This is a genomic window from Streptomyces sp. NPDC098789, from assembly GCF_044759975.1.
Classification (GTDB): Bacteria; Actinomycetota; Actinomycetes; order Streptomycetales; family Streptomycetaceae; genus Streptomyces.
This window is the reverse complement of the sequence record NZ_JBIWAJ010000005.1, coordinates 125,720-149,151: the sequence shown is the minus strand read 5'-3', so window position 1 is coordinate 149,151 and position 23,432 is coordinate 125,720. Positions and strand designations below refer to the sequence as shown.

General features: G+C 74.3%; 19 protein-coding genes and 1 tRNA gene. 9 read left to right on the top strand and 11 right to left on the bottom strand.

Features of this window, described 5'->3' with window-relative positions; genetic code table 11:
* The first annotated feature begins 275 nt into the window (after positions 1 to 275).
* A complete protein-coding gene (locus ACIQWR_RS13215) occupies positions 276 to 2,339 on the top strand; it encodes a phosphocholine-specific phospholipase C (RefSeq protein ID WP_404007839.1) in 2,064 nt (687 codons plus the stop codon).
* Positions 2,340 to 2,534: 195 nt separating this feature from the next.
* The gene (locus ACIQWR_RS13210; RefSeq protein WP_404007836.1) at positions 2,535 to 3,290 is read left to right on the top strand and encodes an alpha/beta fold hydrolase; all 756 of its coding nucleotides are present in this window, start codon (positions 2,535 to 2,537) and stop codon (positions 3,288 to 3,290) included.
* A 30-nt stretch (positions 3,291 to 3,320) separates the two neighbouring features.
* Here ACIQWR_RS13210 and ACIQWR_RS13205 read toward each other — a convergent pair whose 3' ends face one another.
* From ACIQWR_RS13205 to ACIQWR_RS13185, 5 genes are all read right to left on the bottom strand, one after another.
* Positions 3,321 to 3,896, bottom strand: a complete 576-nt coding sequence (locus ACIQWR_RS13205) for a TIGR00645 family protein (RefSeq protein ID WP_404007833.1) — start codon at positions 3,894 to 3,896, stop codon at positions 3,321 to 3,323.
* A 159-nt stretch (positions 3,897 to 4,055) separates the two neighbouring features.
* A complete protein-coding gene (locus ACIQWR_RS13200; RefSeq protein ID WP_404007831.1) occupies positions 4,056 to 5,171 on the bottom strand; it encodes an alpha/beta hydrolase in 1,116 nt (371 codons plus the stop codon).
* A 19-nt stretch (positions 5,172 to 5,190) separates the two neighbouring features.
* Complete coding sequence (locus tag ACIQWR_RS13195; protein ID WP_404007828.1) at positions 5,191 to 5,874, bottom strand: response regulator; 684 nt, start codon at positions 5,872 to 5,874, stop codon at positions 5,191 to 5,193.
* Positions 5,864 to 7,063 carry a sensor histidine kinase gene (locus tag ACIQWR_RS13190; protein WP_404007825.1) on the bottom strand — a complete coding sequence of 400 codons (1,200 nt, stop codon included), beginning with the start codon at positions 7,061 to 7,063 and terminating at the stop codon, positions 5,864 to 5,866. Before ACIQWR_RS13190 ends, ACIQWR_RS13195 begins: the two co-directional genes overlap by 11 nt.
* Before the next feature lie 78 nt (positions 7,064 to 7,141).
* Positions 7,142 to 7,214 (bottom strand) — tRNA-His (locus ACIQWR_RS13185).
* A 218-nt stretch (positions 7,215 to 7,432) separates the two neighbouring features.
* On the opposite strand from ACIQWR_RS13185, the gene ACIQWR_RS13180 reads away from it, so the two are divergent.
* Positions 7,433 to 8,584: a M24 family metallopeptidase gene (locus ACIQWR_RS13180; protein WP_404007822.1), complete on the top strand. Its 1,152-nt coding sequence runs from the start codon at positions 7,433 to 7,435 to the stop codon at positions 8,582 to 8,584.
* Positions 8,585 to 8,642: 58 nt separating this feature from the next.
* Here the strand turns inward: ACIQWR_RS13180 and ACIQWR_RS13175 are convergent, their stop codons facing one another.
* Complete coding sequence (locus tag ACIQWR_RS13175) at positions 8,643 to 9,278, bottom strand: VOC family protein (RefSeq protein WP_404007819.1); 636 nt, start codon at positions 9,276 to 9,278, stop codon at positions 8,643 to 8,645.
* A gap of 144 nt (positions 9,279 to 9,422) precedes the next feature.
* Positions 9,423 to 11,204 (bottom strand): malto-oligosyltrehalose trehalohydrolase, encoded by a 1,782-nt coding sequence (gene treZ, locus ACIQWR_RS13170; RefSeq protein ID WP_404007816.1) that lies wholly within the window; start codon positions 11,202 to 11,204, stop codon positions 9,423 to 9,425.
* Between the two features lie 127 nt (positions 11,205 to 11,331).
* On the opposite strand from treZ, the gene ACIQWR_RS13165 reads away from it, so the two are divergent.
* The 3 genes from ACIQWR_RS13165 to ACIQWR_RS13155 all read left to right on the top strand — a co-directional run bounded on the left by ACIQWR_RS13165 (position 11,332) and on the right by ACIQWR_RS13155 (position 13,108).
* On the top strand, positions 11,332 to 11,907 hold the full coding sequence (locus tag ACIQWR_RS13165) for an FHA domain-containing protein (RefSeq protein WP_404007813.1): 576 nt from the start codon (positions 11,332 to 11,334) through the stop codon (positions 11,905 to 11,907).
* Between the two features lie 87 nt (positions 11,908 to 11,994).
* Positions 11,995 to 12,540, top strand: coding sequence for a DUF1203 domain-containing protein (locus tag ACIQWR_RS13160; RefSeq protein WP_404007810.1), 546 nt, complete (start codon positions 11,995 to 11,997; stop codon positions 12,538 to 12,540).
* Between the two features lie 43 nt (positions 12,541 to 12,583).
* Complete coding sequence (locus ACIQWR_RS13155; protein ID WP_404007807.1) at positions 12,584 to 13,108, top strand: GNAT family N-acetyltransferase; 525 nt, start codon at positions 12,584 to 12,586, stop codon at positions 13,106 to 13,108.
* Here the strand turns inward: ACIQWR_RS13155 and ACIQWR_RS13150 are convergent.
* Entirely contained in the window at positions 13,092 to 14,471 is a 1,380-nt protein-coding gene (locus tag ACIQWR_RS13150) for a M14 family zinc carboxypeptidase (protein ID WP_404007804.1), read from the bottom strand. The genes ACIQWR_RS13155 and ACIQWR_RS13150 overlap by 17 nt on opposite strands.
* 90 nt (positions 14,472 to 14,561) lie before the next feature.
* Complete coding sequence (gene lpdA / locus ACIQWR_RS13145; protein WP_404007801.1) at positions 14,562 to 16,019, bottom strand: dihydrolipoyl dehydrogenase; 1,458 nt, start codon at positions 16,017 to 16,019, stop codon at positions 14,562 to 14,564.
* A 92-nt stretch (positions 16,020 to 16,111) separates the two neighbouring features.
* Between lpdA and ACIQWR_RS13140 the strand changes: the two genes are divergently transcribed.
* Positions 16,112 to 16,993: a LysR substrate-binding domain-containing protein gene (locus ACIQWR_RS13140; RefSeq protein ID WP_404007798.1), complete on the top strand. Its 882-nt coding sequence runs from the start codon at positions 16,112 to 16,114 to the stop codon at positions 16,991 to 16,993.
* Positions 16,994 to 17,147: 154 nt separating this feature from the next.
* Complete coding sequence (locus tag ACIQWR_RS13135) at positions 17,148 to 17,522, top strand: hypothetical protein (protein WP_404007796.1); 375 nt, start codon at positions 17,148 to 17,150, stop codon at positions 17,520 to 17,522.
* Here the strand turns inward: ACIQWR_RS13135 and treY are convergent.
* Entirely contained in the window at positions 17,519 to 19,735 is a 2,217-nt protein-coding gene (gene treY / locus ACIQWR_RS13130) for a malto-oligosyltrehalose synthase (RefSeq protein ID WP_404007792.1), read from the bottom strand. The two genes, ACIQWR_RS13135 and treY, sit on opposite strands and share 4 nt — an antisense overlap.
* Positions 19,736 to 19,817: 82 nt before the next feature.
* Here treY and ACIQWR_RS13125 point away from each other — a divergent pair, with 82 nt between their 5' ends.
* Positions 19,818 to 21,119 (top strand): MFS transporter, encoded by a 1,302-nt coding sequence (locus tag ACIQWR_RS13125; protein WP_404007789.1) that lies wholly within the window; start codon positions 19,818 to 19,820, stop codon positions 21,117 to 21,119.
* On the opposite strand, the gene glgX is transcribed toward ACIQWR_RS13125, so the two are convergent.
* Entirely contained in the window at positions 21,104 to 23,218 is a 2,115-nt protein-coding gene (glgX, locus tag ACIQWR_RS13120; RefSeq protein WP_404007786.1) for a glycogen debranching protein GlgX, read from the bottom strand. The genes ACIQWR_RS13125 and glgX overlap by 16 nt on opposite strands.
* Positions 23,219 to 23,432: the final 214 nt, after the last annotated feature.

Here is a 23,432-nt window from a genome sequence, read left to right as displayed (position 1 = left end):
GCGCACCGCACGTCCCGCGCCGGGGCCCGCTGTCATCGGACAGCGGGCCCCGGCGTCGTCGTACGCGGGGGCGGTCCGGCCCGTGGAGGGGGCGAGGGGTGCGGGGTGAAGGGAGGGTGGGGGCGGGGAGGAGACGCGGGACGAGGTCTTCCGTTCTCCGGGTGGACGTCGGAGGGTCACGCAAGCAACTCCGGTTGGTACGCCGGACGCGTTGTCCTTGGGGCGCCCCTCGACGTCCCGCACCACCCCTCCTCACCCCCAGAGGTCCTCACACCATGGCAGAACTCGATCGTCGCCGGTTCCTCCAGATCGCGGGCGGCACCGCCGCCGCCACGCTGCTCTCGGAGAGCATCGCCCGCGCCGCCGCCATCCCCGCGCAGGGCACCACCGGCACCATCCAGGACATCGAGCACGTCGTCGTACTGATGCAGGAGAACCGATCCTTCGATCAGTACTTCGGGACGATGAAGGGCGTCCGGGGCTTCGGCGACCCGCGCCCGGTCCTCCAGGACAACGGCAAGTCCGTCTTCTACCAGTCCAACGGCACCAAGGACGTCCTGCCGTTCCACCCGACGGTGGGCGACCTGGGCATGCAGTTCGTCGAGGGGCTCAACCACGACTGGGCCGGCGGCCACCAGGCCTACAACAACGGCAAGTACGACAAGTGGGTCCCGGCCAAGACCACGACCACCATGTCGTACATGAACCGGAACGACATCCCGTTCCACTACGCCCTCGCCGACGCCTTCACCGTCTGCGACGCCTACCACTGTTCCTTCATCGGGGCGACCGACCCCAACCGCTACTACCTCTTCTCCGGCCACACCGGCAACGACGGCACCGGCGGCGGCCCGGTCCTCGGCAACCAGGAGGCGGGCTACGGCTGGAAGACCTACCCCGAGCGGCTGGAGGCGGCCGGGGTCTCCTGGAAGGTCTACCAGGACGTCGGCGACGGGCTGAACGCGGCCGGGTCCTGGGGCTGGATCAGCGACTCCTTCCGCGGCAACTACGGCGACAACTCGCTGCTCTACTTCAACAACTACCGCAACGCCCAGCCCGGCGACCCCCTGTACGAGAAGGCCCGCACCGGTACGAACGCCAAGGCGGGCGAGGGCTACTTCGACCGGCTGCGCGCCGACGTGCAGAACGGCACGCTGCCGAAGGTCTCCTGGATCGCGGCCCCCGAGGCCTTCAGCGAGCACCCGAACTGGCCCACCAACTTCGGCGCCTGGTACATCTCCCAGGTCCTCGACGCGCTGACCTCGAACCCGGCCGTGTGGGCGAAGACCGCCCTCTTCATCACCTACGACGAGAACGACGGCTTCTTCGACCACGTCGTGCCGCCGTACCCGCCCGCCTCCTCGGCCTGGGGCCTGTCCACCGCCGACGTCACCAAGGACCTCTACACCGGCGGCGTCTCCGGCTACGCGGCCGGGCCCTACGGGCTCGGCCCGCGCGTGCCGATGATCGTGGTCTCGCCGTGGAGCAAGGGCGGCTACGTCTGCTCCGAGACCTTCGACCACACCTCGGTGATCCGCTTCATGGAGAAGCGCTTCGGTGTGCAGGAGCCCAACATCTCGCCCTGGCGCCGCGCCGTCTGCGGTGACCTGACCGCGGCCTTCGACTTCACGCGGGCCGACGCCGCCCCCGCCGCGCTGCCGTCCACCGCGGGCTACGTGCCCAAGGACCACAACGCGCACGCGTCCTACCACCCGGTCCCCCCGACCACCGGCTCCCTGCCGGTGCAGGAGACGGGTTCCAAGCCCACCCGCGCGCTCGGCTACGCCCCGTACGTGGACGGCCAGGCCGCCGTCTCCACGGGCAAGTTCACCCTGACCTTCGCCAGCGGCCCGACGCTCGGCGGGCACTTCCACAGCACCTCGGGCAACCGTACGGACGGCCCCTGGCCCTACACCGTCGAGGCGGGCAAGACCCTCTCCGACACCTGGAGCACCAGCAGCTCCACCGGCAACCAGATCAACCTCAGCGTCTGGGGCCCCAACGGCTTCCTCGCCACCTTCAAGGGCCCGGCGAAGAAGGCCGGCCCCGAGGTGAGCGCCCGGCACGTCACGGCCTCCGGCAACCTGGCGCTGTCCATGACCAACGCGGGCTCGGCCGCCGTGAACCTCACGGTGACCAACGCCTATGGCGGCGCCGCCCAGACCTTCAAGGTCTCGCCCGGGGCCACGGTCGCTTACACCGTCAACCTCCAGGCCACGGGCCGCTGGTACGACGTGAAGGTGGTCTCGGACGCGGACGCCACCTTCCTGCGCCGCTTCGCGGGCCACGTGGAGACGGGCGCCCCGGGCGTCTCCGACCCGGCACTCAGGACCGCCTGACCCCGGCGCCCTGACCACCCCACGGGGGTGAAGGGCCTGGATCCCGCACCCGGGGGCTCAACGCTCGCGTCGAGCCCCCGGGTGACCGTCGCCTGACATCCGTCCCCGGTGGCGGTGTGATGTGAGGCCGGTTGGGCAGAACGTACGGCGTCGGTTCGCGCCACCCCCGCCGGCTCCGTCACCGAGGGAGAACACATGGCCATCGCCCACCGCAGGATCGGCGCCGGGCCCGTCCGCGTCGTCGTGCTGCACGACTGGTTCGGGACCTCCGCGCACTGGGGATCGGTACTCGACCACCTCGACCCCGCGGAGTTCTCGTACGTCTTCCCCGACTACCGGGGCTACGGCGAGCGCAAGGAGGTCGCCGGCCGCTACACGGTCCCGGAGATCGCGGACGACGTGCTCGCCCTCGCCGACGAACTGGGCTGGGACACCTTCTCGTTGATCGGGCACTCCATGGGGGCCAAGGCCGCCCAGCAGGTACTGGTACGGGCCCCGCAGCGGGTCGAGAAGCTGATCGGGGTGGCCCCGGTGCCCGCCGGGCCCTACGCGATGGACGACGGGACCCACGCGCTCTTCCGGGGCGCCGCCGCGGACCCGGAGAACCGGCGCGCCATCCTCGACCTGGTCACCGGCAACCGGGCGAGCCGGCACTGGCTGGACGGGATGGTCCGGCACTCCCTGGAGGTCTCCCGCCCCGAGGCCTTCGCCGCCTACTTCGAGAGCTGGCAACCGCTGGACCTGTCCGCGGCGGTCAAGGGGAACACGGTCCCGGTGCTGGCCCTCGTCGGCGCCTACGACCTCGCGCTCACCGCCGACCTGGTGCGCTCCACCTGGCAGGCCCTCTACCCGCACTGCCGCGTCCACACCCTCCCCGGCACCGGCCACTACCCCACCCACGAGACCCCGGTCGCCTTCGTGACGGAGGTCGAGGCCTTCCTGCGGACGTGAGCGCGGCGGGTGCGCGGACGGCGGCCGCGCTCAGTGCGCCTCGGCGTGCTTGGGCAGCAGGCGGTCGATCAGGGCCAGGGCGATGGCGGAGACGATGAACGCGAAGTGCACGATCACCTGCCACATCGTCTGCTGCCACACCCAGCCCTCGCGGGAGATCTCGATGAAGGCCTTCAGGAGGTGGATGGAGGAGATGCCGATGATGGCCGTGGCCAACTTGACCTTCAGCACGTTGGCGTTGACGTGGCTGAGCCACTCCGGTTCGTCCGGGTGGTCCTTGAGGTCCACCCGGGCCACGAAGGTCTCGTAGCCGCCGACGATCACCATGAGCAGCAGGTTCGCGACCATCACCACGTCGACCAGGCCCAGCACGATCAGCATCGTGCCCGTCTCGTCCAGGTCGCCCAGCCGCGCGAGGAGGTGGGCGAGGTCCTTGAGGAAGACCCAGACGTACACCATCTGGGCCACGATCAGACCGAGGTACAGGGGGAGCTGGAGCCAGCGGCTGAGGAACATCAGCGAACCGATGCGGTGCCCGGCCGTCGGCGGCCGCCGTGCGGCGGGCGGCGCGGTGGAGCGGGTCGGGGCGGGCGGAGCGGTGGTCATGCCGCCACCCTGCCCCGCGCCGCCCGCGGTCGTCCTCGTCCGGAGGTACGGGAGCACCGCCCCGGCATCCATCGATCGGACGGTTCGCGCCCGGCCCCGCTCCTCGGCCCCGCTCCTCGGCCCCGCGTCCCGGCCCGGCGCCCCGGCGCCCCGGCGCCCTCAATCCACCCGCAGCCGTCCCACCAGCCACTCCAGCGCCGGAGGCAGCTCCCGCCCCCAGGTCTCGTAGTTGTGCCCGCCGCTGTCCAGCACGATCGAGGACACCCGGGCGGGCGGTCGCACCGCCGCGATGAACTCCAGGGTCTGCGGGTACTGCTTCTCGCCCTTGCGGCTGCTCGCCACCAGCAGGGAGACCGGCGGCTGCGGCAGCGCCCGCAGCCGCCACAGCAGGTCGCTCTCCCGCCGCCGCACCGGGTCCCCGCCGAACAGCTCGCCCGTCTCCTCGTCCCGCGCCGCCCCGTAGGACGCCGAGAGCCCGGCCGCCGCCCGGTAGGACTCCGGCGCCCGCAGGGCCAGCTTCAGCGCGCAGTACCCGCCCACCGAATTGCCCATCACGCCCCACCCCCGCGGGTCCCGGGTCAGCCCGTAGTGCCCGGCGACCGCCGCGGGCAGGTCCCGCGCGAAGAACGTCTCCGCCTGCGGTCCGCCCGGCACGTCCACGCACTCGGTGTCCCGCGGCGGCGCCACCGTCGGGGTCATCATCACCAGCACCGCGGGCCGCATCGCCCCCGACCGCACCGCGTCCAGGGCCAGCTGCGGGTAGTGGAACAGGTCGATCAGTACCCGTGTCGTGCTCGGGTACCCGCTCAGCGCCAGCACCACCGGGAACCGGGCGCGCTGCTCCGCGCTCGCCCGCAGGAACTCCGGCGGCAGGTGGACGTACGCCTGCCCGTTCAGCCCGCTGCGGGACCCGCGCACCGTCACCGCCTCGATCCGCCCGATCACCGCCGGATCGTCCGAGCCCCGGTACCGCCAGGAGTGGGTGCCCTGGACCCGCACGGCGTCCGCGCCCGGGTCCCCGGTCGCCGCCGGCGCGTCCCGGGAGAGGGCGAGTATGTCGTGCCAGGAGGAGTAGAAGCCGTACCCGCCGTTCACCGCGAGCAGCAGCGGCAGCCCCATGGTCAGGGCGAGCACCAACTGGAGCCCGATCCGGCCGAGCACCGGTCTCGCACCGGGGCCGGCCAGCCGGGGCCAGGCCCACCACACCACCGCCGCGAACACCGCGCCCGCCAGGAGCAGCGCGCAGATCAGGGCGGGAAGGCCGTTGATCGCCATCGAGGAGTCTCCCGGCCGCTCAGCCGACCGGTCCGCGGGAGGTGACCGCGCCCGTCTCCCACGCCCAGGCGGCGATCTCGACCCGGTTGCGCAGACCCAGCTTGGCCTGCACCGACACCAGATGGGTCTTGACCGTCGACAGCGAGATGTACAGGTCGTCGGCGATCTCCTGGTTGGTCATGCCGCGCGCCACCAGCCGTACGACGTCCAGCTCGCGCCCGGACACCGGCGGGGCGGCCGCCCGCGCGCCGGAAGCCTCGGTCGCCGGCGCCTCGCCGAGCCGCTCCAGCAGCCGCACCGTGACCGCGGGGGAGACCAGCGCGTCCCCCCGGGCCGCCGCCCGGACCGCCTCCACCAGCAACGCGGGTCCCGCGTCCTTGAGCAGGAAACCGCTGGCCCCGCCGCGCAGCGCCCCGTACACGTAGTCGTCCTGGTCGAAGGTGGTCACGATCACCACCCGCAGCGGATCGGCGACCCCCGGGCCCGCGAGCGCCCGGGTCACCTCCAGGCCGTCGAGCCGGGGCATCCGTACGTCGACCAGGCACACGTCCGGCCGCAGCCGCCGGGCCAGCTCCACGCACTCGGCGCCGTCGGACGCCTCGCCGACCACCTCGATGCCCGACTGGGCGCCCAGGATCAGGGCGAAGCCGGTGCGGACCATCTCCTGGTCGTCGGCGATCAGTACGCGGATGTCACGGCTCATGACGTTGATCTTGCCAGGCGAGCACCGGGAAGACACCGGTGACCTGCCAGCCACCGCCCGGCAGCGGCCCCGCCGCGAGCCGCCCGTCCACCGCCTCGACCCGTTCGCGCAGGCCGATCAGGCCCAGACCGCCCCGGCCGCCGGGCGGGACGTGGCCGCGCCGGTCCCCGCGGTCGTTGACCACCTCGACGCAGAGCCGTGCTCCGTCGGCGGTCAGGCCCACCCGGGTGGTGCGCGCCCCCGGCGCGTGCCGGGTCACGTTCGTCAGCGCCTCTTGGACCAGGCGGTGCACGGAGGTCTCCACCTCCGGCGCGAGGCGCACCCCGCGCACCCCCTGCGCCAGGGTCAGCACCGCGCCGGGCCGGTCCGCGACCAGCCGGCCCAGCTCCGCGAAGAGGTCCTGCGGGCGCAGCACGCCCGTGTCCTGCTCGCGCAGCACCCGTACCAGCCGGCGCATCGAGGCCAGCGTCTCGGCGCCCGCCTGCTCGATCGAGCGCAGCAGCGGATCGAGCCGTTCGGGCGCCGTCTCGCGGATCGCCTGGGCGGCCTGCGCCTGGACCACGATGCCGGTCACGTGGTGGGCCACGAAGTCGTGCAGGTCACGGGCGAGTTCATGGCGTTCGTGTTCGCGCACGGTGGCGACCGCCCGGGCCCGGCGCGCGTCCAGCAGCCGCAGGTATCCGCCGAAGCCGGCGGCGGCCGCGGCCACCAGGGTCAGCGCGAAGGCGGCGGTCTCCGCGTCCTCGTCGCTCGGCATCCGCAGCGGTGCTCCGGCGGCGGCCACCCACAGCAGCAGGCACAGGGGCACCAGCCGGGGCGAGGTGGTGGACCGGGCGGCGCGGGCCAGCAGGCTCAGCAGCGCGGCCGATTCCAGCAGCCCCCACCCCCCGCCGGTGCCCCGGTCGGGCACCAGCATCGCGGCCGTGGCCACGAGCGAGAGGACGGAGGCGACCAGGGCGCACCGCTCCAGGGTGAGCGCGCGGTGGCGTCCGGGCAGCAGGGCGAGCACGCCGACCACGGCCGAGGTGGTGAGGACGGCCGCGGCGTGCGGGTCGACGACGGTGGCCCGGTCCACGGCCCACAGGGCCGCCGCACCGACGGCCCCACCGAGCACCCCGACGGCGGCGCCGCCGCCGCCGAGGGCGCCGCGGGCATCGGCGACGGCCCTGGTGAATCGTTCTTGCCGCATCGCTGTCCCGGCCGGTGTGCGGATGTGGAAAAGCCCGTGGGGGGTACGAGGAAAACCTCGTACCCCCCACGGGATCAGGGTGAGTGACGGGACTTGAACCCGCGGCCACCTGGACCACAACCAGGTGCTCTACCAACTGAGCTACACCCACCACGAAGGGCGGCGGACCACCCGTTCGATGTGCATGCACAGCATAGCCGATCAGGGAGGTGCTCCCGCGACACCGTTTCCGCGGGCCCGCCGGGCGCCCCCGGGGCCCGGCGGCCCGGTTCGACCGGCTCGCTTCGACCGGCTCGCTTCGACCGGTCCGGTCCGGTTCGACCGGCGCGGCCGTCGCGCGCGCCGCACCGCTCACGGCAGGATCGGTCCATGGCCTTCGACACCGCACCCGGTACCGCCTCCGACACCGCCCCCGACCCCTTCACCGCCGCGGACTACGCGGCCCGGATGGCCGCGGCCGCGCAGAGCGCCGCCGACGCCGGGCTCGCCGGTCTGCTCATCGCCCCCGGCCCCGACCTCACCCACCTCACCGGCTACCGGCCCGTGGACACCGAGCGGCTGACCCTGCTCGTCCTGGCCGCGGGGCAGGAGCCGGTGCTCGTCGTCCCCACCCTGGAGGCCCCCGACGCGGCCGCGGCGGCCGGCGCGCCCGCGCTCACCCTGCGCGACTGGACCGACGGCAAGAACCCCTACGGCGTCACCGCCCCGCTGCTCGACGTGTCCGGTCGCTTCGGGGTCAGCGACAACACCTGGGCGCTGCACCTGCTGGGACTCCAGCGGGAGTTGCCCACCACCTCCTACGTCTCCCTCACCGACGCGCTGCCCATGCTGCGCGCCGTCAAGGACGAGCGCGAGCTGGCCCGGCTGGCGGCGGCGGCTGCCGCCGCCGACGCCGCCTACGCCCGGATCCTCGGAGTCCGCTTCGCCGGGCGCGCGGAGACCGAGGTCGCCGCGGACCTGGCCGCCCTGCTGCGCGAGTACGGCCACTCCCAGGTGGACTTCACCGTGGTCGGCTCCGGACCCAACGGCGCCAACCCGCACCACGAGGCGGGCCCCCGGGTGATCGAACACGGCGACATGGTGGTGCTCGACTTCGGCGGCCTCAAGCACGGCTACGGCTCCGACATCTCCCGCACCGTCCACGTCGGCGAGCCGACGGCCGAGGAGCAGCGCGTGCACGACATCGTCCGGGAGGCCCAGCGGACCGCCGTCGAGGCGGTCCGCCCCGGCATCGCCTGCCAGGACGTGGACCGGGCGGCCCGCGCGGTGATCACCGAGTTCGGCTACGGCGAGAGGTTCATCCACCGCACCGGCCACGGCATCGGCGTCACCACGCACGAACCGCCCTACATGATCGAGGGCGAGGAGCGGCCCCTCGTCCCCGGCATGTGCTTCTCCGTCGAGCCCGGCATCTACCTCCCGGGCCGCTTCGGCGTCCGGATCGAGGACATCGTGACGGTCACCGAGGACGGCGGACGCAGCTTCAACGAAGCCCCGCGCGAACTCGCCGTCGTCGAGTAGCGCCACCGGTCCGGGCCCGGGCCCAGGTACGTCGCCGTCCCGCCCCGCCCCGGCCCGGTCAGATCGTGACCGGGCCGTGGGCGGTGGCGAACTCGACCGAGACCAGGCCCGCTTCCTCGTCCTCGACCCAGGTGACGTCGATCTGGTCGAGGGGGTGGTCGGCCGGTTCGCCGAGGAATTCGGCGATGGAGGCGGCGTCGCCGGCGATGGAGACCCCGTGGATCGTGCTGGAGGTGCGCGGGTCGGCGCTCGGGCGTTCCTCGGTGGGGGCCAACCACTCAAGGAAATAGGGCAGTTGCGGGTCCTCCATCAGCTCCAGCAGGCCGATCTGCTTCCACCGCAGGTCGAAGCCGTCGGGGCGGACGCGGTGGCCGTCGGTCGAGGTGCGGCCGAGGCGGGCCTCGACCGGGGCGATGTCGTCGACGGAGACCACCCAACCGAGCCAGCCGCCGCCCTCGGCGGCGCGGCGCGCGACGGCCTGGCCGAAGGGTGCGCGGTCGGCGGCGGGGTGGTCGAGCGTGGTGACGACCTCGACGTAGGTGCCGCCGCTCAGCGGGAGGATGAAATTGCGCGTGCCGAATCGCGGGTGCACGCCCCCGTCGACGAACCCGGCGCCGAGGGCCGATCCGATCCACTGAACGGTCGAGACGAAGCTGTCGCGGGCCACCGCATAGGACACATGATCAAGTCGCACTGCGGCATCATCACCCGACGACCCGTGCACATCCCGACGCCACGCCCGACGCCCCGGCCGCGTCCGCCGCGGATTCAACCGTGGAGCGGATCCGTACGGCCGTGGAGCGGATCGATCCTCGTCATCCCGGCGGGGAGGCCCCGCTCACGGGCCCAGGACGGCCGCCGACTCGCCCGCGAGGTGGAGGCGGCCGTCCGGCCCCGGGTGCTCCAGCGGCTCCCACGAGGCCAACACCCGTACGCCGTTGCGGCCCAGCGCGATCGTCACCGGCTCGGCGGACAGGTTGACCGCGACCCGGACGTCCCCGCGCCGGAAGGTCACCCAGCGGCGCTCCTCGTCGCAGGCCACCCGGACCGCCGCGAGATCGGGATCCCGCAGGTCGGGCAGGGTCCGGCGGAGCGCGATCAGCGTCCGGTACCACTCCAGCAGCCGGGCGTGCGCGGCCGCCTCCGGCTCGGCCCAGTCCAGGCAGGACCGCTCCCGGGTCGCCGGGTCCTGCGGATCCGGGATCTCCTCGGCCTTCCAGCCGTGCGCCGCGAACTCCCGGCGGCGGCCGGTGCGCACGGCCTCCGCGAGCGCCGGGTCCGGATGGTCGGTGAAGTACTGCCAGGGGGTCCCCGCCCCCCACTCCTCGCCCATGAACAACATCGGCACGAACGGCCCCGTCAGCGCCAGGGTCGCGGCGCAGGCCAGCAGCCCGGGGGAGAGCGAAGCGGCGAGCCGGTCGCCGAGCGCCCGGTTCCCGACCTGGTCGTGGGTCTGGGCGTACCCGAGGAAGCGGTGCGCGGGCGTACGGCGCCGGTCCACCGGGCGGCCGTGGGTGCGGCCCCGGAAGGAGGACCAGGTGCCGTCGTGGAAGAAGGCCCGGGTCATGGTCTTGGCCAGCGCGCCGAGCGGGGCGCCGGCGAAGTCGGCGTAGTAGCCCTGGGACTCGCCGGTCAGCGCACAGTGCAGGGCGTGGTGGAAGTCGTCGTTCCACTGCGCGGTGAGGCCGAGACCGCCCGCCGTGCGCGGGGTCGTCGTCCGCGGATCGCACTGGTCCGATTCGGCGATCAGGAACAGCGGGCGCGCGGTCTCGACGCCGAACGCGTCGACGGCCGCGGCCAGTTCCTCCAGGAAGGTCAGCGCCCGACCGTCGGCCAGCGCGTGCACGGCGTCCAGCCGCAGCCCGTCGATCCGGTAGTCCCGCAGCCAGCCGAGCGCACTGCCGATCAGGTACGCGCGCACCTCGTCGGAGCCGGGCGCGTCCAGGTTGACCGCCGCGCCCCACGGGGTGTGGTGCGTGTCGGTGAAGTACGGGCCGAAGGCCGGGAGGTGGTTGCCGGAGGGGCCGAGGTGGTTGTGCACCACGTCCAGCACCACCCCGAGCCCGGCGCCGTGCGCCGCCTCCACGAAGCGGGCGAGCCCGGCCGGGCCGCCGTACGGCTCGTGCACGGCCCACGGCGCGACCCCGTCGTAGCCCCAGCCGTGCCGCCCCGGGAAGGAACAGACGGGCATCAGCTCCACGTGCGTGACGCCGAGGGCGGCGAGGTGGGGCAGCCGGGCCGCGGCCGCGTCGAAGGTGCCCTCGGGAGTGAAGGTGCCGATGTGCAGCTCGTACAGGACGGCGTCCTGGAGGGAGGTGCGGGGCGCGGGGGCCGGGACCTCCGGGAAGAGCGCCTCGAAGTCGACCACGGCCGAGAGCCCGTCCGGGCCGTCGGGCAGGCGCCGCCCGCGCGGATCGGGCCGCACGGGCGGCGCCTGCCCGTCCGGGGCGTCGGTGTCGCGGTCGGTGTCCAGCAGGAAGCCGTACCGGTCCCCGTCGGCGGCGGGGGCCTCCACGTACCACCAGCCCGCCCGCTCCGGATCGGGCGCCATGTTCCGCGTGCTGTCGTTCAGCCGCAGACCCACCTGTCCTGCCTGTGGTGCCCACACCTCGAACTGCATGGACGGTCCCCTCGTCTCGGGCGGCAACCGGCATTCGTGCCACGACGGCGTCTCGACCCGGCCCATCATCGCGGGCCGAACGCAGGAGTTCTGGACACTTGGTGCACGACGGGCCGACAATCACCCTGTGACGTCCAGTTTCGAGTTCCCCGCCTATCCGGTGCCCCGGGTCTCCGACGCGGAGCGCGAACGCGCGCTCGGCCGGCTGCGGGACGGCGCGGCGGACGGCAGGCTCTCGCACGACACCTTCGTGCGCCGGATGGAACTCGCGCTGGTCGCGCGCCGCTCCGAGGACCTGGCCGTCCTCACGGCCGACCTCGGCGCGCGCGGCCCGGGCGGGCTGGAAAGCCCCCTGACGCAGCGTCTGTTCGGTTGGGTCGGCAAGGTCTCGGCGGTGAGCGCGGGCGTGCGGCGCGCCTGGGCCGCGGAGAAGCTGCCGAAGCTGTTGCTCCCGCCGCACGGTGGCCTCGGGCACGCGCTGACCATCGGTCGGGACCCCGGCAGCGGCCTGCGCCTCGTCCACGAGACGGTCTCCCGCCACCACGCCGAGCTCAGCCTGCGGGGCGGCCTGTGGGTGCTGCGGGACCTCGGCTCCACCAACGGCACCACGGTCAACGGCCAGCGCGTGACCGGCGCCGCCGTGGTCCGCGCCGGCGACCAGGTCGGCTTCGGCACCATGCAGTACCGGCTGTCGGCGAACTAGGGCGGGACGGTCCGGGTCGCAGGACCGGTGGGCTACACGTCCGATTCCTGCCAGCCCGTACCGGGGGCGGGCGCCGAGACTGGGGTCATGACGACGACCTACACGCCCCTGCCCGTTCCGCCCGCCGCCCTGCGGGAACTGCGGACCACCGATGACGCCGGGCGGCCGGCGCGGCCCTTCACCGCGCGGGCGGACGGGGCGCCGCTCGACTGTGTGGGCAGCCCCCTGCGCTGCTGCCTGCGCGGGATCGAGGCCGGTGACCGGGTCTCCCTCGTCTCCTACGCGCCGCTGCGCCGCTGGGCGGCGGACACCGGGGTCGAGCCCGGGGCCTACGACGAGGTGGGGCCCGTCTTCATCCATGCCGAACCGTGCGCCGGGCCGGGCGAGGACGGCGGGTCCGGCGGGTACCCCTTCGCGCGCCCGGGGGCCCTGCGCACCGTGCGGCGCTACGACGCCGACGGGCACATCGTGGGCGGCCGCCTCTTCGAGATCCCGGACGACGCCGCGGCCGGCTTCGAGCGGGTCCTCGGGGAGGCCTTCGCGGAGCCCGAGGTCGCACTGGTGCACGTACGGGCCCTGGAGTACGGCTGCTTCCAGTTCGAGGTCCGGCGCCCCCAGCTTCCGGTGCGGTGACCCCGCCCGCGCGGCGCGGCGGGGCGGCCCGCAGGATGGCGGCATGGATTCCATGGACCAACGGCCCGCGGTGCGCCCGGCGCGCCCCGAAGACCTCTCGCGCGTGGTGGAACTCATCCACGAGCACGTCGCCTACGAACGCTCCGCCCCCCGGCCGCCCGACCTGGCCGAGCGGCTCGGCCCGCTGCTCTTCCCCGGGGGCGACGCACCGGCGCCCCCGCTGTGGGTGCTGATCGCCGAGGACCCGACGGGGCAGGCGGTCGGATACGCCGCCTGCTCCCGGGAGTTCGCGTTCTGGGACGCGGCCCACTACCTGCACATGGACTGCCTCTACCTCGCCGAGGGCGCGCGCGGCCACGGCCTGGGCGCGGCCCTGATGGCCGCCGTCGCCGCCCTCGCTGCCGAGCTCGGCCTCGACCAGGTCCAGTGGCAGACCCCCGACTGGAACGAAGGGGCCGTCCGCTTCTACGACCGCCTCGGCGCCGCGGGCACGCCCAAGCGCCGGTACGGCTGGCCCGTCCCGGCCGCCGCGGACGCCGACCGCGCCGGGGTCACCCCCCGGCGGTAGCGGGGGGACCGGCCGCCAGGAGGCGCTCGTACGTCGCCAGCACGGTGCGGGTCTGGTGCTCGACCTGGGTGGCCACCGGCACCCAGCGCGGCTGGAACCGGGCCGCGAAGGCCTCGCACCAGCCGGTGACCAGCCGCTCCAGCGCGGTCGCCGCCGGGTGCCCGGCCGCGCACAGCACCCGCAGCAGCATGGCGGCGGCCCGCAGCGCGAGGCGGCGGGCGAAGGCGTCGATGCTCCCGATGTAGGCGGCCGTCGCCTCCGGGGGCGCGGAGCCGGCGGACCACTCCGCGGCGATCTGCGGGATCAGCGCGAGCGTCCAGTCCACCGCCCGCAGCAGGGGCCCGGACACCGGATCCCCGGCGGGCAGTTGGCCGCGGGCCCCGGCGAGCACCCGGGCGACCTGATCGGCGTCCGCGGTGAGCCGCCGGGCCAGGGACCGCAGGGCGCGCCGCGGATCGGGGTGCGGGGCCGGATCGTCCACCAGGTCGCTGGCCCACATGGGGACCTCGACGATCGCGGTCGTCCCGTCGTAGGCATGGGCGTGGTACCAGGTGCTCAGCCGGGTGTCCTCCGGGTGGAACACCCCGGGGGCATCGCTGTCCGGCGCGGGCATCACGAAGATCCCGGGGCCGGGGGAGGGCCAGCCCGCCGCGTCCGAGGCGCCGGTCTCCACCGGGATCCGCAGCTCGGCGGCCGACTTGGCGAACGGTTCGGCGAGTCCCGGTATGTCCCGGGTGAGCTGGACCCAGCTGCCGCCGAGGTCCGTCGCGTGCAGGGACACCTGGAGCACCGGGCGCAGCTCGTCGATCAGCGCGGTGAGGGCCAGGGTCTCGGGCGGCAGCCGGTCCGGAGGCAGTAAGGACGGCGCCCACTCGGGCTGTTCGGGGCCGGGCGGGCGGAAGAAGTTGCGGTGGTAGTCCAGGATCGAGTGCGGGTGCGGGGTGCGGTGCAGGGCCGCCCCGTCCGGGTCGGCGCAGAGCAGGAAGTGCCAGCCGCACCCGGCGCGCAGGCCCGGGGCGTCGAGGACGCGGCGGGCGAGCGCGAGGGCGGTCGGCCCGCCGACGGGTTCGTTGGCGTGGGCCCCGGCCACGACCAGGACGTTGCGGCGCGCGGCGACGCCCGGACCGGAGCCGGAGCCGGCATCCGGACCGGAGCCGGCGTCCGTCCCGGAGCCCGGCGCGGTGGCGGGCCGTGTCCCGCCCTCGGCGGGTGACTGGACGGAGAGCAGCCACAGCGGGCGCCCGCCCCGGGAGGTTCCGGTACGACGGAGCCGGACCAGGGAGGGGTGCGCGTCGGCCAGCGCGCGGGCCGCCAGGGCGAGTTCCTGCGGTGTGGGGTAGCACATGTCTCGGAGGAGGGTCACTGTCAAGCTCTGCCCGCCTGACGTGCGCCCCTACCTCACCCGAGGCTCCGGGTTGACGCCCGCGGCCGCCACGGTCGACCCCGCGCCCGGCTACTGCTGGTGCAGGCCGCGCCCGGCCAGGGTCAGGAAGACCTCGCCGACGGCCTCCGAGAGCGTCGGGTGGGCGTGCACGTGCCGGGCCACGTCCGCCGGTTCGGCGTCCCACCCCACGATCAGCTGGCTCTCCGCGATCATCTCCGACACGTGCGGCCCGACCAGGTGCACCCCGAGCACCCGCCCGCCGCGCTCGGCGACCACCTTCACCATCCCGCCCTGCCCGTGCACCATGCCCTTCGCCACGGCCGTCAGCGGCATCGAGTTGACCACCACGTCGTAGGACCGCTCCCGCGCCTGCGCCTCGGTCAGCCCGACCGCGGCGGTCTGCGGGGCCGAGTAGGTCACCCGCGGCACCGCCGCGTAGTCCACCGGTGCCGACGCCACCCCCGCCAGGGTCTCCGCGACCAGCAGCCCCTCCGCGAACGAGGCGTGCGCGAGCCCGAGCGAAGGGGGCGGCAGCAGGTCGCCGACCACGTGGATCCCCGGGACCGCGGTCTCCAGCCTCGACCAGTCGGCGGGCGCGACGAACCCCCGCTCGTCCACCGCCAGTCCGGCCGCCTCCAGGCCCAACCCGTCCGTCACCGGCACCCGGCCGACCGCGACGAGCAGCCGCTCCGCGGCGATCGTGCGCAGCTCGCCGCGGGCGGTGCGCACGGTGGCGCGCACCCCGCCGCCGTCCGGGGTACGGACCGCCCCCTCCAGCCGGGCCCCCGTCAGCACGTCGATCCCGCGCTTCTTCAACCCCCGGACCAGGTGCCGCGACACGTCCACGTCCTCCAGCGGGACGAGCCGGTCGGCCGCCTCGACCAGGGTGACCTCGGCGCCCATCGACCGGTGGAAGGAGGCGTACTCCACCCCGATCGCCCCGCCGCCCAGCACCAGCACCGATCCCGGCAGCCCGGGGGCGAAGAGCGCGTCGTCACTGGTCACCACCGTCCGGCCGTCCGGCTCCAGGCCCGGCAGGATCCGCGGCCGCGAGCCGGTGGCGAGCACGATCCCGCGGGTGGCGGTGAACTCCCGGCCGTCCTCGGTGCGGACGGACCGCGGGCCGGTCAGCCGCGCCCCGCTGCGCACCACGGTGACCCCGGCGTGGCTCAGGTGGCCCTCGACGCCCCGGTGGTTGCGGCCGACGATGTCGTCGCGGGTGGCGGTCAGCGCGGACCAGTCCACCGAGTCCAGGGTCGCCCTCACCCCCCAGCGCTCGCGGGCCTCGGCGATCCCGTCGACCAGTTCGGCCGCGTGCAGCATCGCCTTGCTGGGGATGCAGCCGCGGTGCAGGCAGGTACCGCCGACCTTGTCCCGCTCCGCGAGGACGACCCGCAGGCCGAGGGCCGCGGCGCGCAGGGCGGTGCCGTACCCGCCGGTGCCGCCGCCGATCACGATCACGTCGGTCACGATCACGTCGGTCACGATCACGTCGTTCGCGATCACGTCAGTCACGTCTGTGTTCATGGACCCCAGCCTGCGCGGCGGGGCCGGGGCGGGTCCAAGGCAATGATCTTGTCGAACCCATGCACGTCCTGCATGACGCATGATGGCTGGTCATGAGCCTGCGCCAGATGGAGTACTTCCTCGCCGTCGTGGAGGAGTCCTCCTTCACCCGGGCGGCGGAGGTCCTGTACGTCACCCAGCCCGCCCTGTCCCACCAGGTCAAGGCATTGGAGCGGTCGCTCGGCGGGGACCTGCTGGAACGGATGCCACGGGGCGTGCGGCTCACGGCGATGGGCCGCGCTTTCCTGCCGCACGCCCAACTGGCCGTGCGCAGCGCCCGGCTGGCCGAGCGCGCCGCCCGCGCCGCCGCCGGGGCGGACGGCGGCGAGCTGCACGTCGCCACCCTGCACGCGCTGGCCGTCGGGCTGCTGCCCGGCGTGGTCGCCCGGTGGCGCGCGCTGCATCCCGGGGTGGGGCTGGTGCTGCGCGAGTACGCCTGCACCGACGCCCTGGAGGAACAGCTGGAGCGCGGCGCCGCCGACCTCGGCGTGGGCCCGGAGCCGGAGGGCTGGAGCGGCCCGGTGCTCCCGGCGGGCCGGGAGGAGATCGTCCTGGTCGCCGCCTTCGACGACCCGCTCGCGGGGCGCGCCGCGGTCCGGCTGGCCGAACTCGCCGACCGCGACTGGATCCGGTGCACCATGGAACCGCGCGTCGCGGGGGAGCCCTTCCTGGACCGGGTGTGCGGCCTCGCGGGGTTCACCCCGCGCAGCGTGCTCCACACGGAACACACCTCCACCGCCGTCCGGATGGCCGCCGCGGGCATCGGCATCGTCGCGGCCCCGGCGCACCTGGTCCGCGGGGCGATCGGCGAGGACTGCGTCCTGCTCCCGGTCGACCCGCCCTGGCACCGGTCCCTGGCGGTCTTCTCCCGCCAGCCCCTCACCGGCGCCGCCCGCTCCTTCGCCGCCCTCCTGGCGGACCCTCCCGCCGAGTGAGGGCCGTGGGCTAGGGTGCCCCGAACCGGGGTGAGGGGGGATCGCGTTGGAGCGTCGCAGGATGCTCGGGATCGGTGCGGGGCTCGGAGCGGGAGCGGCCGCCGTGTGGGCGTGGCGGAGCCTGGGCGGGCGGGGGGACGACGCAGGGGGCCGGGTGAAGTGGCACACCGACAGCGCCCCCCTGGAGGAGGCGTTCCCGGTGCTGGGCCCGCTCGCCGACGCCGAGTGGGTGAGCAGCCGGGACCACGACCGCGACCTGCCGTCACCGGAGCTCGTCCTCTCGGGCTTCGCCCGGCTGGCCCCGGGCAGGCTCGCCGAGCTGACGGCGGCCCACGCCTTCGTCGCCGAGGCGCCTGCCGCCGGCTTCACCTCCTGGTTCGAGAAGCCGCTGGCCGGCCGGGGACCGCAGCATCCGCAGTGGATCCGCTCGCCCCAGCTCGACCATGACGGCAGCGATTCCGCCACCCACCTGTGGTTCGACCGGGGCAGCGACACCGTCCGCTTCACGGCGCGCAACCCGTACGGCTAGCCGGGACTTCCCCCCGGCGCCTCGCGGACCAGGACCGTCACCGGGCCCGTCGACAGCAGGTGCTTGAGGGGGACCCGGTCGGTCAGGGGTTCGCGTCCGGGTTCCAGGACCGGGGTCCAGGCGCCCGGGGGCAGGGGCAGCAGGGTGTCGCCCCAGCCGCCCGCGACGTCGAGCAGGTGCGGCAGGCGGGTGACCGCGACCAGCAGCTCCGGGGAGCGGGTGTAGGCCAGGCAGTGTTCCGCCGCCGGGCCCTCGGCCGACAGCGGGGCGTAGCCGGCGAAGAGCTCCGGGCGCTCCCGCCGCAGCCGCAGCAGGGTGGTCGTCAGGGCCCGCTTCGCCGCGCCGGTGGCTGACCGCGGGGTGCCGGGGAAGGCCACCGGGCGGCGGTTGTCCGGGTCCACCAGGGTCCGGCACTCGTCCTCGCCGCCCTGGTAGAGCTCCGGCACGCCCGGCATGGTCAGGTGCAGCGCGGTCATCGCCAGGATCCCGTCCCCGGCCGCCGCCGAGACGTCCGGCAGGGCCCCCGGGCCGGGCAGGTGTCCCGCGAGGGTGGCCTCGTACGCGGGGTCCGGATCGGTCCAACTGGTATGCAGCGCACTCTCCTTGGCGGCCTTGAGCAGGGCCGCGGCGAGCCGCTCGGTGCGCTGCGGCGCGTCCCCCAGGCCCAGGGCGCTCTGGAAGGCCGTCCACGCCTGCCGCGGGTCCGGGGCCCCGGCGAGCAGGGGCATCAGGTCGGGGCGCTGCGAGAGCACCGCGATCCGCGCCCGGACGTCCGCGCTGCGTTTGGTGTCGTGCGTGGACAGCACCGTGCCGGAACCCGGCCAGTGTCGCTCCAGGTGGGCGCAGTACGCGTGGAACTCCTCCGGGAGGACCGCCGGCCGGCCCGGGTCGCCGCCCACCTCCGTCGCCGACAGCAGCGGGGCGTAGCGGTAGAAGGCCCGGTCCTCCAGGGACTTGGCGCGCAGCGCGGCCGAGGTCTGGGCGAAGCGCGCCGCGAAGGCGGCGTCGGACAGCAGCAGGGCGCGCACCGCCGCGACGGCCTCCGGGGCGGCGGCCGACTCCGGCGGGTCGACGAGGCCGGGCAGGTCGGCCCGCCCCGGGTAGGTCCGGTAGACGCGGCACGCGACGAGGAGTTCCCGTACGGCCTCCGCCAGCTCGGGCCCGGCCCGCCGCACCAGGGTGGCCAGTTCGGCCGCCAGGTCCTGGTCGAGCACCTCGCGGGTGGCGGCCTCCGCCGTCCGCGGCCAGTCGGGCGCGCCGGTGGAGCTCCGGTAGCGGGCGGCGAGTTCGGCGGCCCCGGTGCCGCAGGTCAGTACCCCGTCCACCTGCCGCAGGGCGTCGTAGCCGGTGGTGCCGGCCACCGGCCAGTCCCGCGGCAGCCGTTCCCCGTGCGCCAGGATCTTCTCCACCACGATCCACACGCCGTCTCCCGCCGCGGCCCGCAGTCGGCGCAGGTAGCCCGCCGGGTCCGCGAGCCCGTCCACGTGGTCGATCCGCAGTCCGTCGGCGACCCCGTCGGCGAGCAGCTCCAGGAGCTTGCCGTGGGTGGCCGCGAACACCTCGGGATCCTCGACCCGCACCCCGATGAGATCGGAAATGGTGAAGAAGCGGCGGTAGTTCAGCCCGGTGCGGGCCTCCCGCCAGTGCGCCGGCCGGTACCACTGGGCCGCCAGCAGCTCGGCCGCGGGGAGCGCCCGCGTGCCGGCCCGCAGCGGGAAGCGGTGGTCCCCGACGTGGAGCAGGCCGTCCGCCACCCGGACGTCGGCCGGATCCAACGGCCCGGCCAGCACCGGCAGCAGCAGCTGCCCGTCGTTCACCTCCCAGTCGATGTCGAACCAGCGCGCGTACGGCGATCCGGGACCCTCCCGGAGGACCTCCCACAGGGGACGGTTGAGTTCTAAGGCCGCCGGGACCGCCATGTGGTTCGGGACGATGTCCAGGACCAGGCCGAGGCCGTGCGCGCGGGCCGTGCGGGCGAGCGCGCGCAGCCCCTCCTCGCCGCCCAGCTCGGCCCGGACCCGGGTGTGGTCGACGACGTCGTAGCCGTGGGAGGAGCCGGGCACCGCCTCCAGCACCGGGGACAGGTGCAGGTGCGAGACCCCGAGCGAGGCGAGGTACGCGGCGGCGGAGGCGGCGGCCGCGAAGGGGAATTCCGGGCGCAGCTGGAGTCGGTAGGTGGCGGTCGGGCGCGGGGTGGCTGGCTGCGGGCTCATGAGAACGTACGTACCCAGCCTGCCGGATTCCGTGCCATGACCCAATGCATCCGGGTGACTGCGCCGGGTTAACGTTCGTCAGGTGTTTGGAACCGTCGACACCTATCGAAAAGTCATCGCCCTCACCGGCCCCCTCCTGCCCGTCATATCCTTCTTCGCCCGACTCCCCGTCGCCATGTCGCAGTTCGGCAGCGTCCTGCTGGTCGTCCAGACCAGCGGCTCCCTGGCCACCGCCGGCATCGTCGGCGGTTCGCTCTCCGCCGGCCAGGTGGTGTGCGGCCCCTTGCTGGGCCGACTGGCCGACCGGCACGGACAGCGGCCCGTCGTCCTGGCCGCCGCCGCCGTGAACGCCCTCGCCACCGGCGCACTGGTCGCCGGGGCCCTCGCCGGCCTCGACACGGTCCCGCTCGCCGCGATCGGAGCCGTCACGGGCGCCTCCATCCCGCTGATCGGACCGCTCGCCCGGACCCGTTCCGTGGCCCTCGCGCACCGCGCCGGGGCCGACGAGAGCGTGATCGGCGCGGTCCACTCCCTCGAAGGCACCCTGGACGAGGTGTCGTTCGTGTTCGGCCCGGCCCTCGTCGGGCTCGCCGTCCTCGTCGCGCACCCGGCCGTCGCCCTCGCGGGCGCCGCCGTCCTCGTCGTCGCCTTCGGCAGCGCCTACGCCCTCCACCCGACCGCCTCCGTGACGGCCGGGTCGCCGGCGCCCACCGGCGCCGCGAAGGCCGGCCGCCCCCGCCACCCCGGGATCGTGCACGCGGTCCGGGGCTCGCTCGCGCTCCAGGGCGCCATGTTCGGGGCCTGTCAGGCCGGCATCGCCTCCCTCACCGACCGCCTCGGCGCCCCCGGCCAGGCCGGGATCGTGTACGCCGCGATGGGTGTGGTCAGCGCGGTCGTCGGCCTCGCCCTCGGCGCGCTGCCCGCCCGCTTCGGGCTGCGGCTGCGCTGGCGGACGGCCACCGGCGCCGCCCTGCTGCTCTCGGCCCCGCTGCTGTTCGTCGACAGCCTCTGGAGCCTGTACGCCGTCGTCACCGTCCTCGGCGCGGCCTATGCCCCGCACCTGATCACCGCCTTCGCGCTGACCGAGCGGGCGGTGGCCCACGACCGGCTCGCCGAGTCGATGGCCTTCGCCGCCAGCTCCCTGGTCGCCGGGCAGGCCGCGGCGCTCGCCGTCTCCGGACGGCTCGCCGAGTGGTACGGGCCCGCCGGAGCCTTCGCGGTCGCCGTCGGCGCGGCCGCCCTGTGCCTGGTCCTCGCCCTCCTCGCCCGGGTGCCCGCCGCCCGTACGCACCCGGCCGCGGCGGGCGGCGGGGCGACCGCCGTGACCGCTGCCATGCCCGCCGCCGTGTCCGCCGCCCCCCGGGAGTCCTACGCCGGGCGCTGAAGCACGACCAGGCTCCGCCCCGTCAGCGCCACCCGGTCGCCGGCCGCGTACTGCGGTCCGGTGCCGGGTGGCAGTACGTCCATCCGCGCCGTGTCCACCACCAGCCGCCACTGCGCGCCGTGTCCCGCCGGGATCGTGAAGTCCTGCGGCTCCGCGCCCGCGTTGAACATCAGCAGGAACGAGTCGTCGGTGATCCGCTCGCCGCGGGTGCCCGGCTCGGAGATCGCCTCCCCGTTGAGGAACACCGCCAGGGCCTTCGCGTGCTGCGCCTGCCAGTCGCGCGCCCGCATCGGCTCGCCGTGCGGGGTGAACCAGGCGATGTCCGACAGCTCGTCGTCGGTCCCCTCGACCGGCCGTCCGTGGAAGAAGCGGCGCCGCCGGAACACCGGGTGGTCGCGCCGCAGCCACACCATCTGCCGGGTGAACTCCAGCAGGGTCGGCGGCGGTTTTCCCGGCTCCGGCCAGATCAGCCAGGACAGCTCGTTGTCCTGGCAGTAGGCGTTGTTGTTGCCGCCCTGGCTCCGGGCGAACTCGTCGCCGTGGCTCAGCATCGGCACGCCCTGCGACAGCATCAGCGTCGCCACGAAGTTGCGCATCTGGCGCGCGCGCAGCTCCAGGACCTCCTCGTCCTCGGTGGGCCCCTCGACCCCGCAGTTCCAGGACCGGTTGTGGCTCTCGCCGTCCCGGTTGCCCTCCCGGTTGGCCTCGTTGTGCTTGTCGTTGTAGGAGACGAGGTCGTGCAGGGTGAAGCCGTCGTGGCAGGTGGCGAAGTTGATCGAGGCGAGCGGGCGCCGGCCGTCGTCCTGGTACAGGTCCGAGGAGCCGGTCAGGCGTCCCGCGAACTCGGCGAGCGTGCGCGGCTGGCCGCGCCACATGTCGCGCACGGTGTCGCGGTACTTGCCGTTCCACTCGGTCCACAGCGGCGGGAAGTTGCCCACCTGGTAGCCGCCCTCGCCCAGGTCCCAGGGCTCGGCGATCAGCTTCACCTGGCTGACCACCGGATCCTGCTGGACGAGGTCGAAGAAGGAGGAGAGCCGGTCGACCTCGTGGAACTGGCGGGCCAGGGTCGCCGCCAGGTCGAAGCGGAAGCCGTCCACGTGCATCTCGGTCACCCAGTAGCGCAGCGAGTCCATGATCAGCTGGAGGACGTGCGGGGACCGCATGAGCAGCGAGTTCCCCGTGCCGGTGGTGTCCGTGTAGTAGCGGGCGTCCTCCCCGAGCCGGTAGTAGGACGCGTTGTCCAGGCCCCGGAAGGACAGGGTCGGCCCCAGGTGGTTGCCCTCGGCCGTGTGGTTGTAGACCACGTCGAGGATGACCTCGATGCCCGCCTCGTGCAGGGCCCGGACCGCCGATTTGAACTCCAGCACCTGCTGGCCCCGGTCCCCGGAGGCGTAGCCGTTGTGCGGGGCGAAGAACCCGATGGTGTTGTAGCCCCAGTAGTTGCTGAGCCCGTCGTTGAAGAGCCGGTGGTCGTTGACCGACTGGTGCACCGGCATCAGTTCCAGCGCCGTCACCCCGAGCTTGGTCAGGTGGCCGATCACCGCCGGATGGGCGAGGGCGGCGTACGTACCGCGCAGTTCCTCGGGCAGGTCGGGATGACGCATGGTCAGCCCCTTGACGTGCGCCTCGTACAGCACGGTGTGGTGGTACTCGGTGCGCGGCGGCCGGTCGTTGGCCCAGTCGAAGTACGGGTTGACCACCACCGAGGTCATCGTGCGCGGCGCGGAGTCCAGGTCGTTGCGCGAGTCGGGCCGGCCGAAGTGGTAGCCGTACACCTGCTCGCCCCAGTCGACCGACCCGCTGATGGCCCGCGCGTACGGGTCCAGCAGCAGCTTGGCCGGGTTGCAGCGCTGCCCGCGCTCGGGCTCGTAGGGTCCGTGCACCCGGAAGCCGTAGCGCTGGCCCGGCATCACCCCGGGCAGGTAGGCGTGGCGGACGAAGGCGTCCGTCTCGCGCAGCTCGACGGCGGTCTCCGAGCCGTCGTCGTGGAGGAGGCACAGTTCGATGCGCCGTGCGGCTTCGGAGTAGACCGCGAAATTGGTGCCCGCCCCGTCGTACGTGGCACCCAGGGGGTACGCCTGTCCTGGCCAGACCTGCATAGATGCGACTCTTCCAATCTGATCCGGCGTCGGACTACGTCCCCCAGATCTTCCCCGAAAGAGCGGAGGTACGCGGGGACTTGGGATGGTCCTACCGGGTGAAGGCGTAGAGCCGATATGCGGGTCAGTGGACTATGCGCGCATCGGATAATGGGTCAACGGCGTGCCGGTGTAAGGGCCATCCGGCTGCACCGGGCCGCGCGCGCGGGATACC

What these genes read in the sequence shown, in the direction of transcription:
- lpdA (WP_404007801.1), bottom strand. Translation starts at nt 16,019, where the DNA reads ATGAACACAGACGTGACTGACGTGATCGCGAACGACGTGATCGTGACC.
- treZ (WP_404007816.1), bottom strand. Translation starts at nt 11,204, where the DNA reads ATGCAGTTCGAGGTGTGGGCACCACAGGCAGGACAGGTGGGTCTGCGG.
- ACIQWR_RS13210 (WP_404007836.1), top strand. Translation starts at nt 2,535, where the DNA reads ATGGCCATCGCCCACCGCAGGATCGGCGCCGGGCCCGTCCGCGTCGTC.
- ACIQWR_RS13155 (WP_404007807.1), top strand. Translation starts at nt 12,584, where the DNA reads ATGGATTCCATGGACCAACGGCCCGCGGTGCGCCCGGCGCGCCCCGAA.
- ACIQWR_RS13140 (WP_404007798.1), top strand. Translation starts at nt 16,112, where the DNA reads ATGAGCCTGCGCCAGATGGAGTACTTCCTCGCCGTCGTGGAGGAGTCC.
- ACIQWR_RS13205 (WP_404007833.1), bottom strand. Translation starts at nt 3,896, where the DNA reads ATGACCACCGCTCCGCCCGCCCCGACCCGCTCCACCGCGCCGCCCGCC.
- treY (WP_404007792.1), bottom strand. Translation starts at nt 19,735, where the DNA reads ATGAGCCCGCAGCCAGCCACCCCGCGCCCGACCGCCACCTACCGACTC.
- ACIQWR_RS13160 (WP_404007810.1), top strand. Translation starts at nt 11,995, where the DNA reads ATGACGACGACCTACACGCCCCTGCCCGTTCCGCCCGCCGCCCTGCGG.
- ACIQWR_RS13200 (WP_404007831.1), bottom strand. Translation starts at nt 5,171, where the DNA reads ATGGCGATCAACGGCCTTCCCGCCCTGATCTGCGCGCTGCTCCTGGCG.
- ACIQWR_RS13195 (WP_404007828.1), bottom strand. Translation starts at nt 5,874, where the DNA reads ATGAGCCGTGACATCCGCGTACTGATCGCCGACGACCAGGAGATGGTC.
- ACIQWR_RS13190 (WP_404007825.1), bottom strand. Translation starts at nt 7,063, where the DNA reads ATGCGGCAAGAACGATTCACCAGGGCCGTCGCCGATGCCCGCGGCGCC.
- ACIQWR_RS13215 (WP_404007839.1), top strand. Translation starts at nt 276, where the DNA reads ATGGCAGAACTCGATCGTCGCCGGTTCCTCCAGATCGCGGGCGGCACC.
- glgX (WP_404007786.1), bottom strand. Translation starts at nt 23,218, where the DNA reads ATGCAGGTCTGGCCAGGACAGGCGTACCCCCTGGGTGCCACGTACGAC.
- ACIQWR_RS13180 (WP_404007822.1), top strand. Translation starts at nt 7,433, where the DNA reads ATGGCCTTCGACACCGCACCCGGTACCGCCTCCGACACCGCCCCCGAC.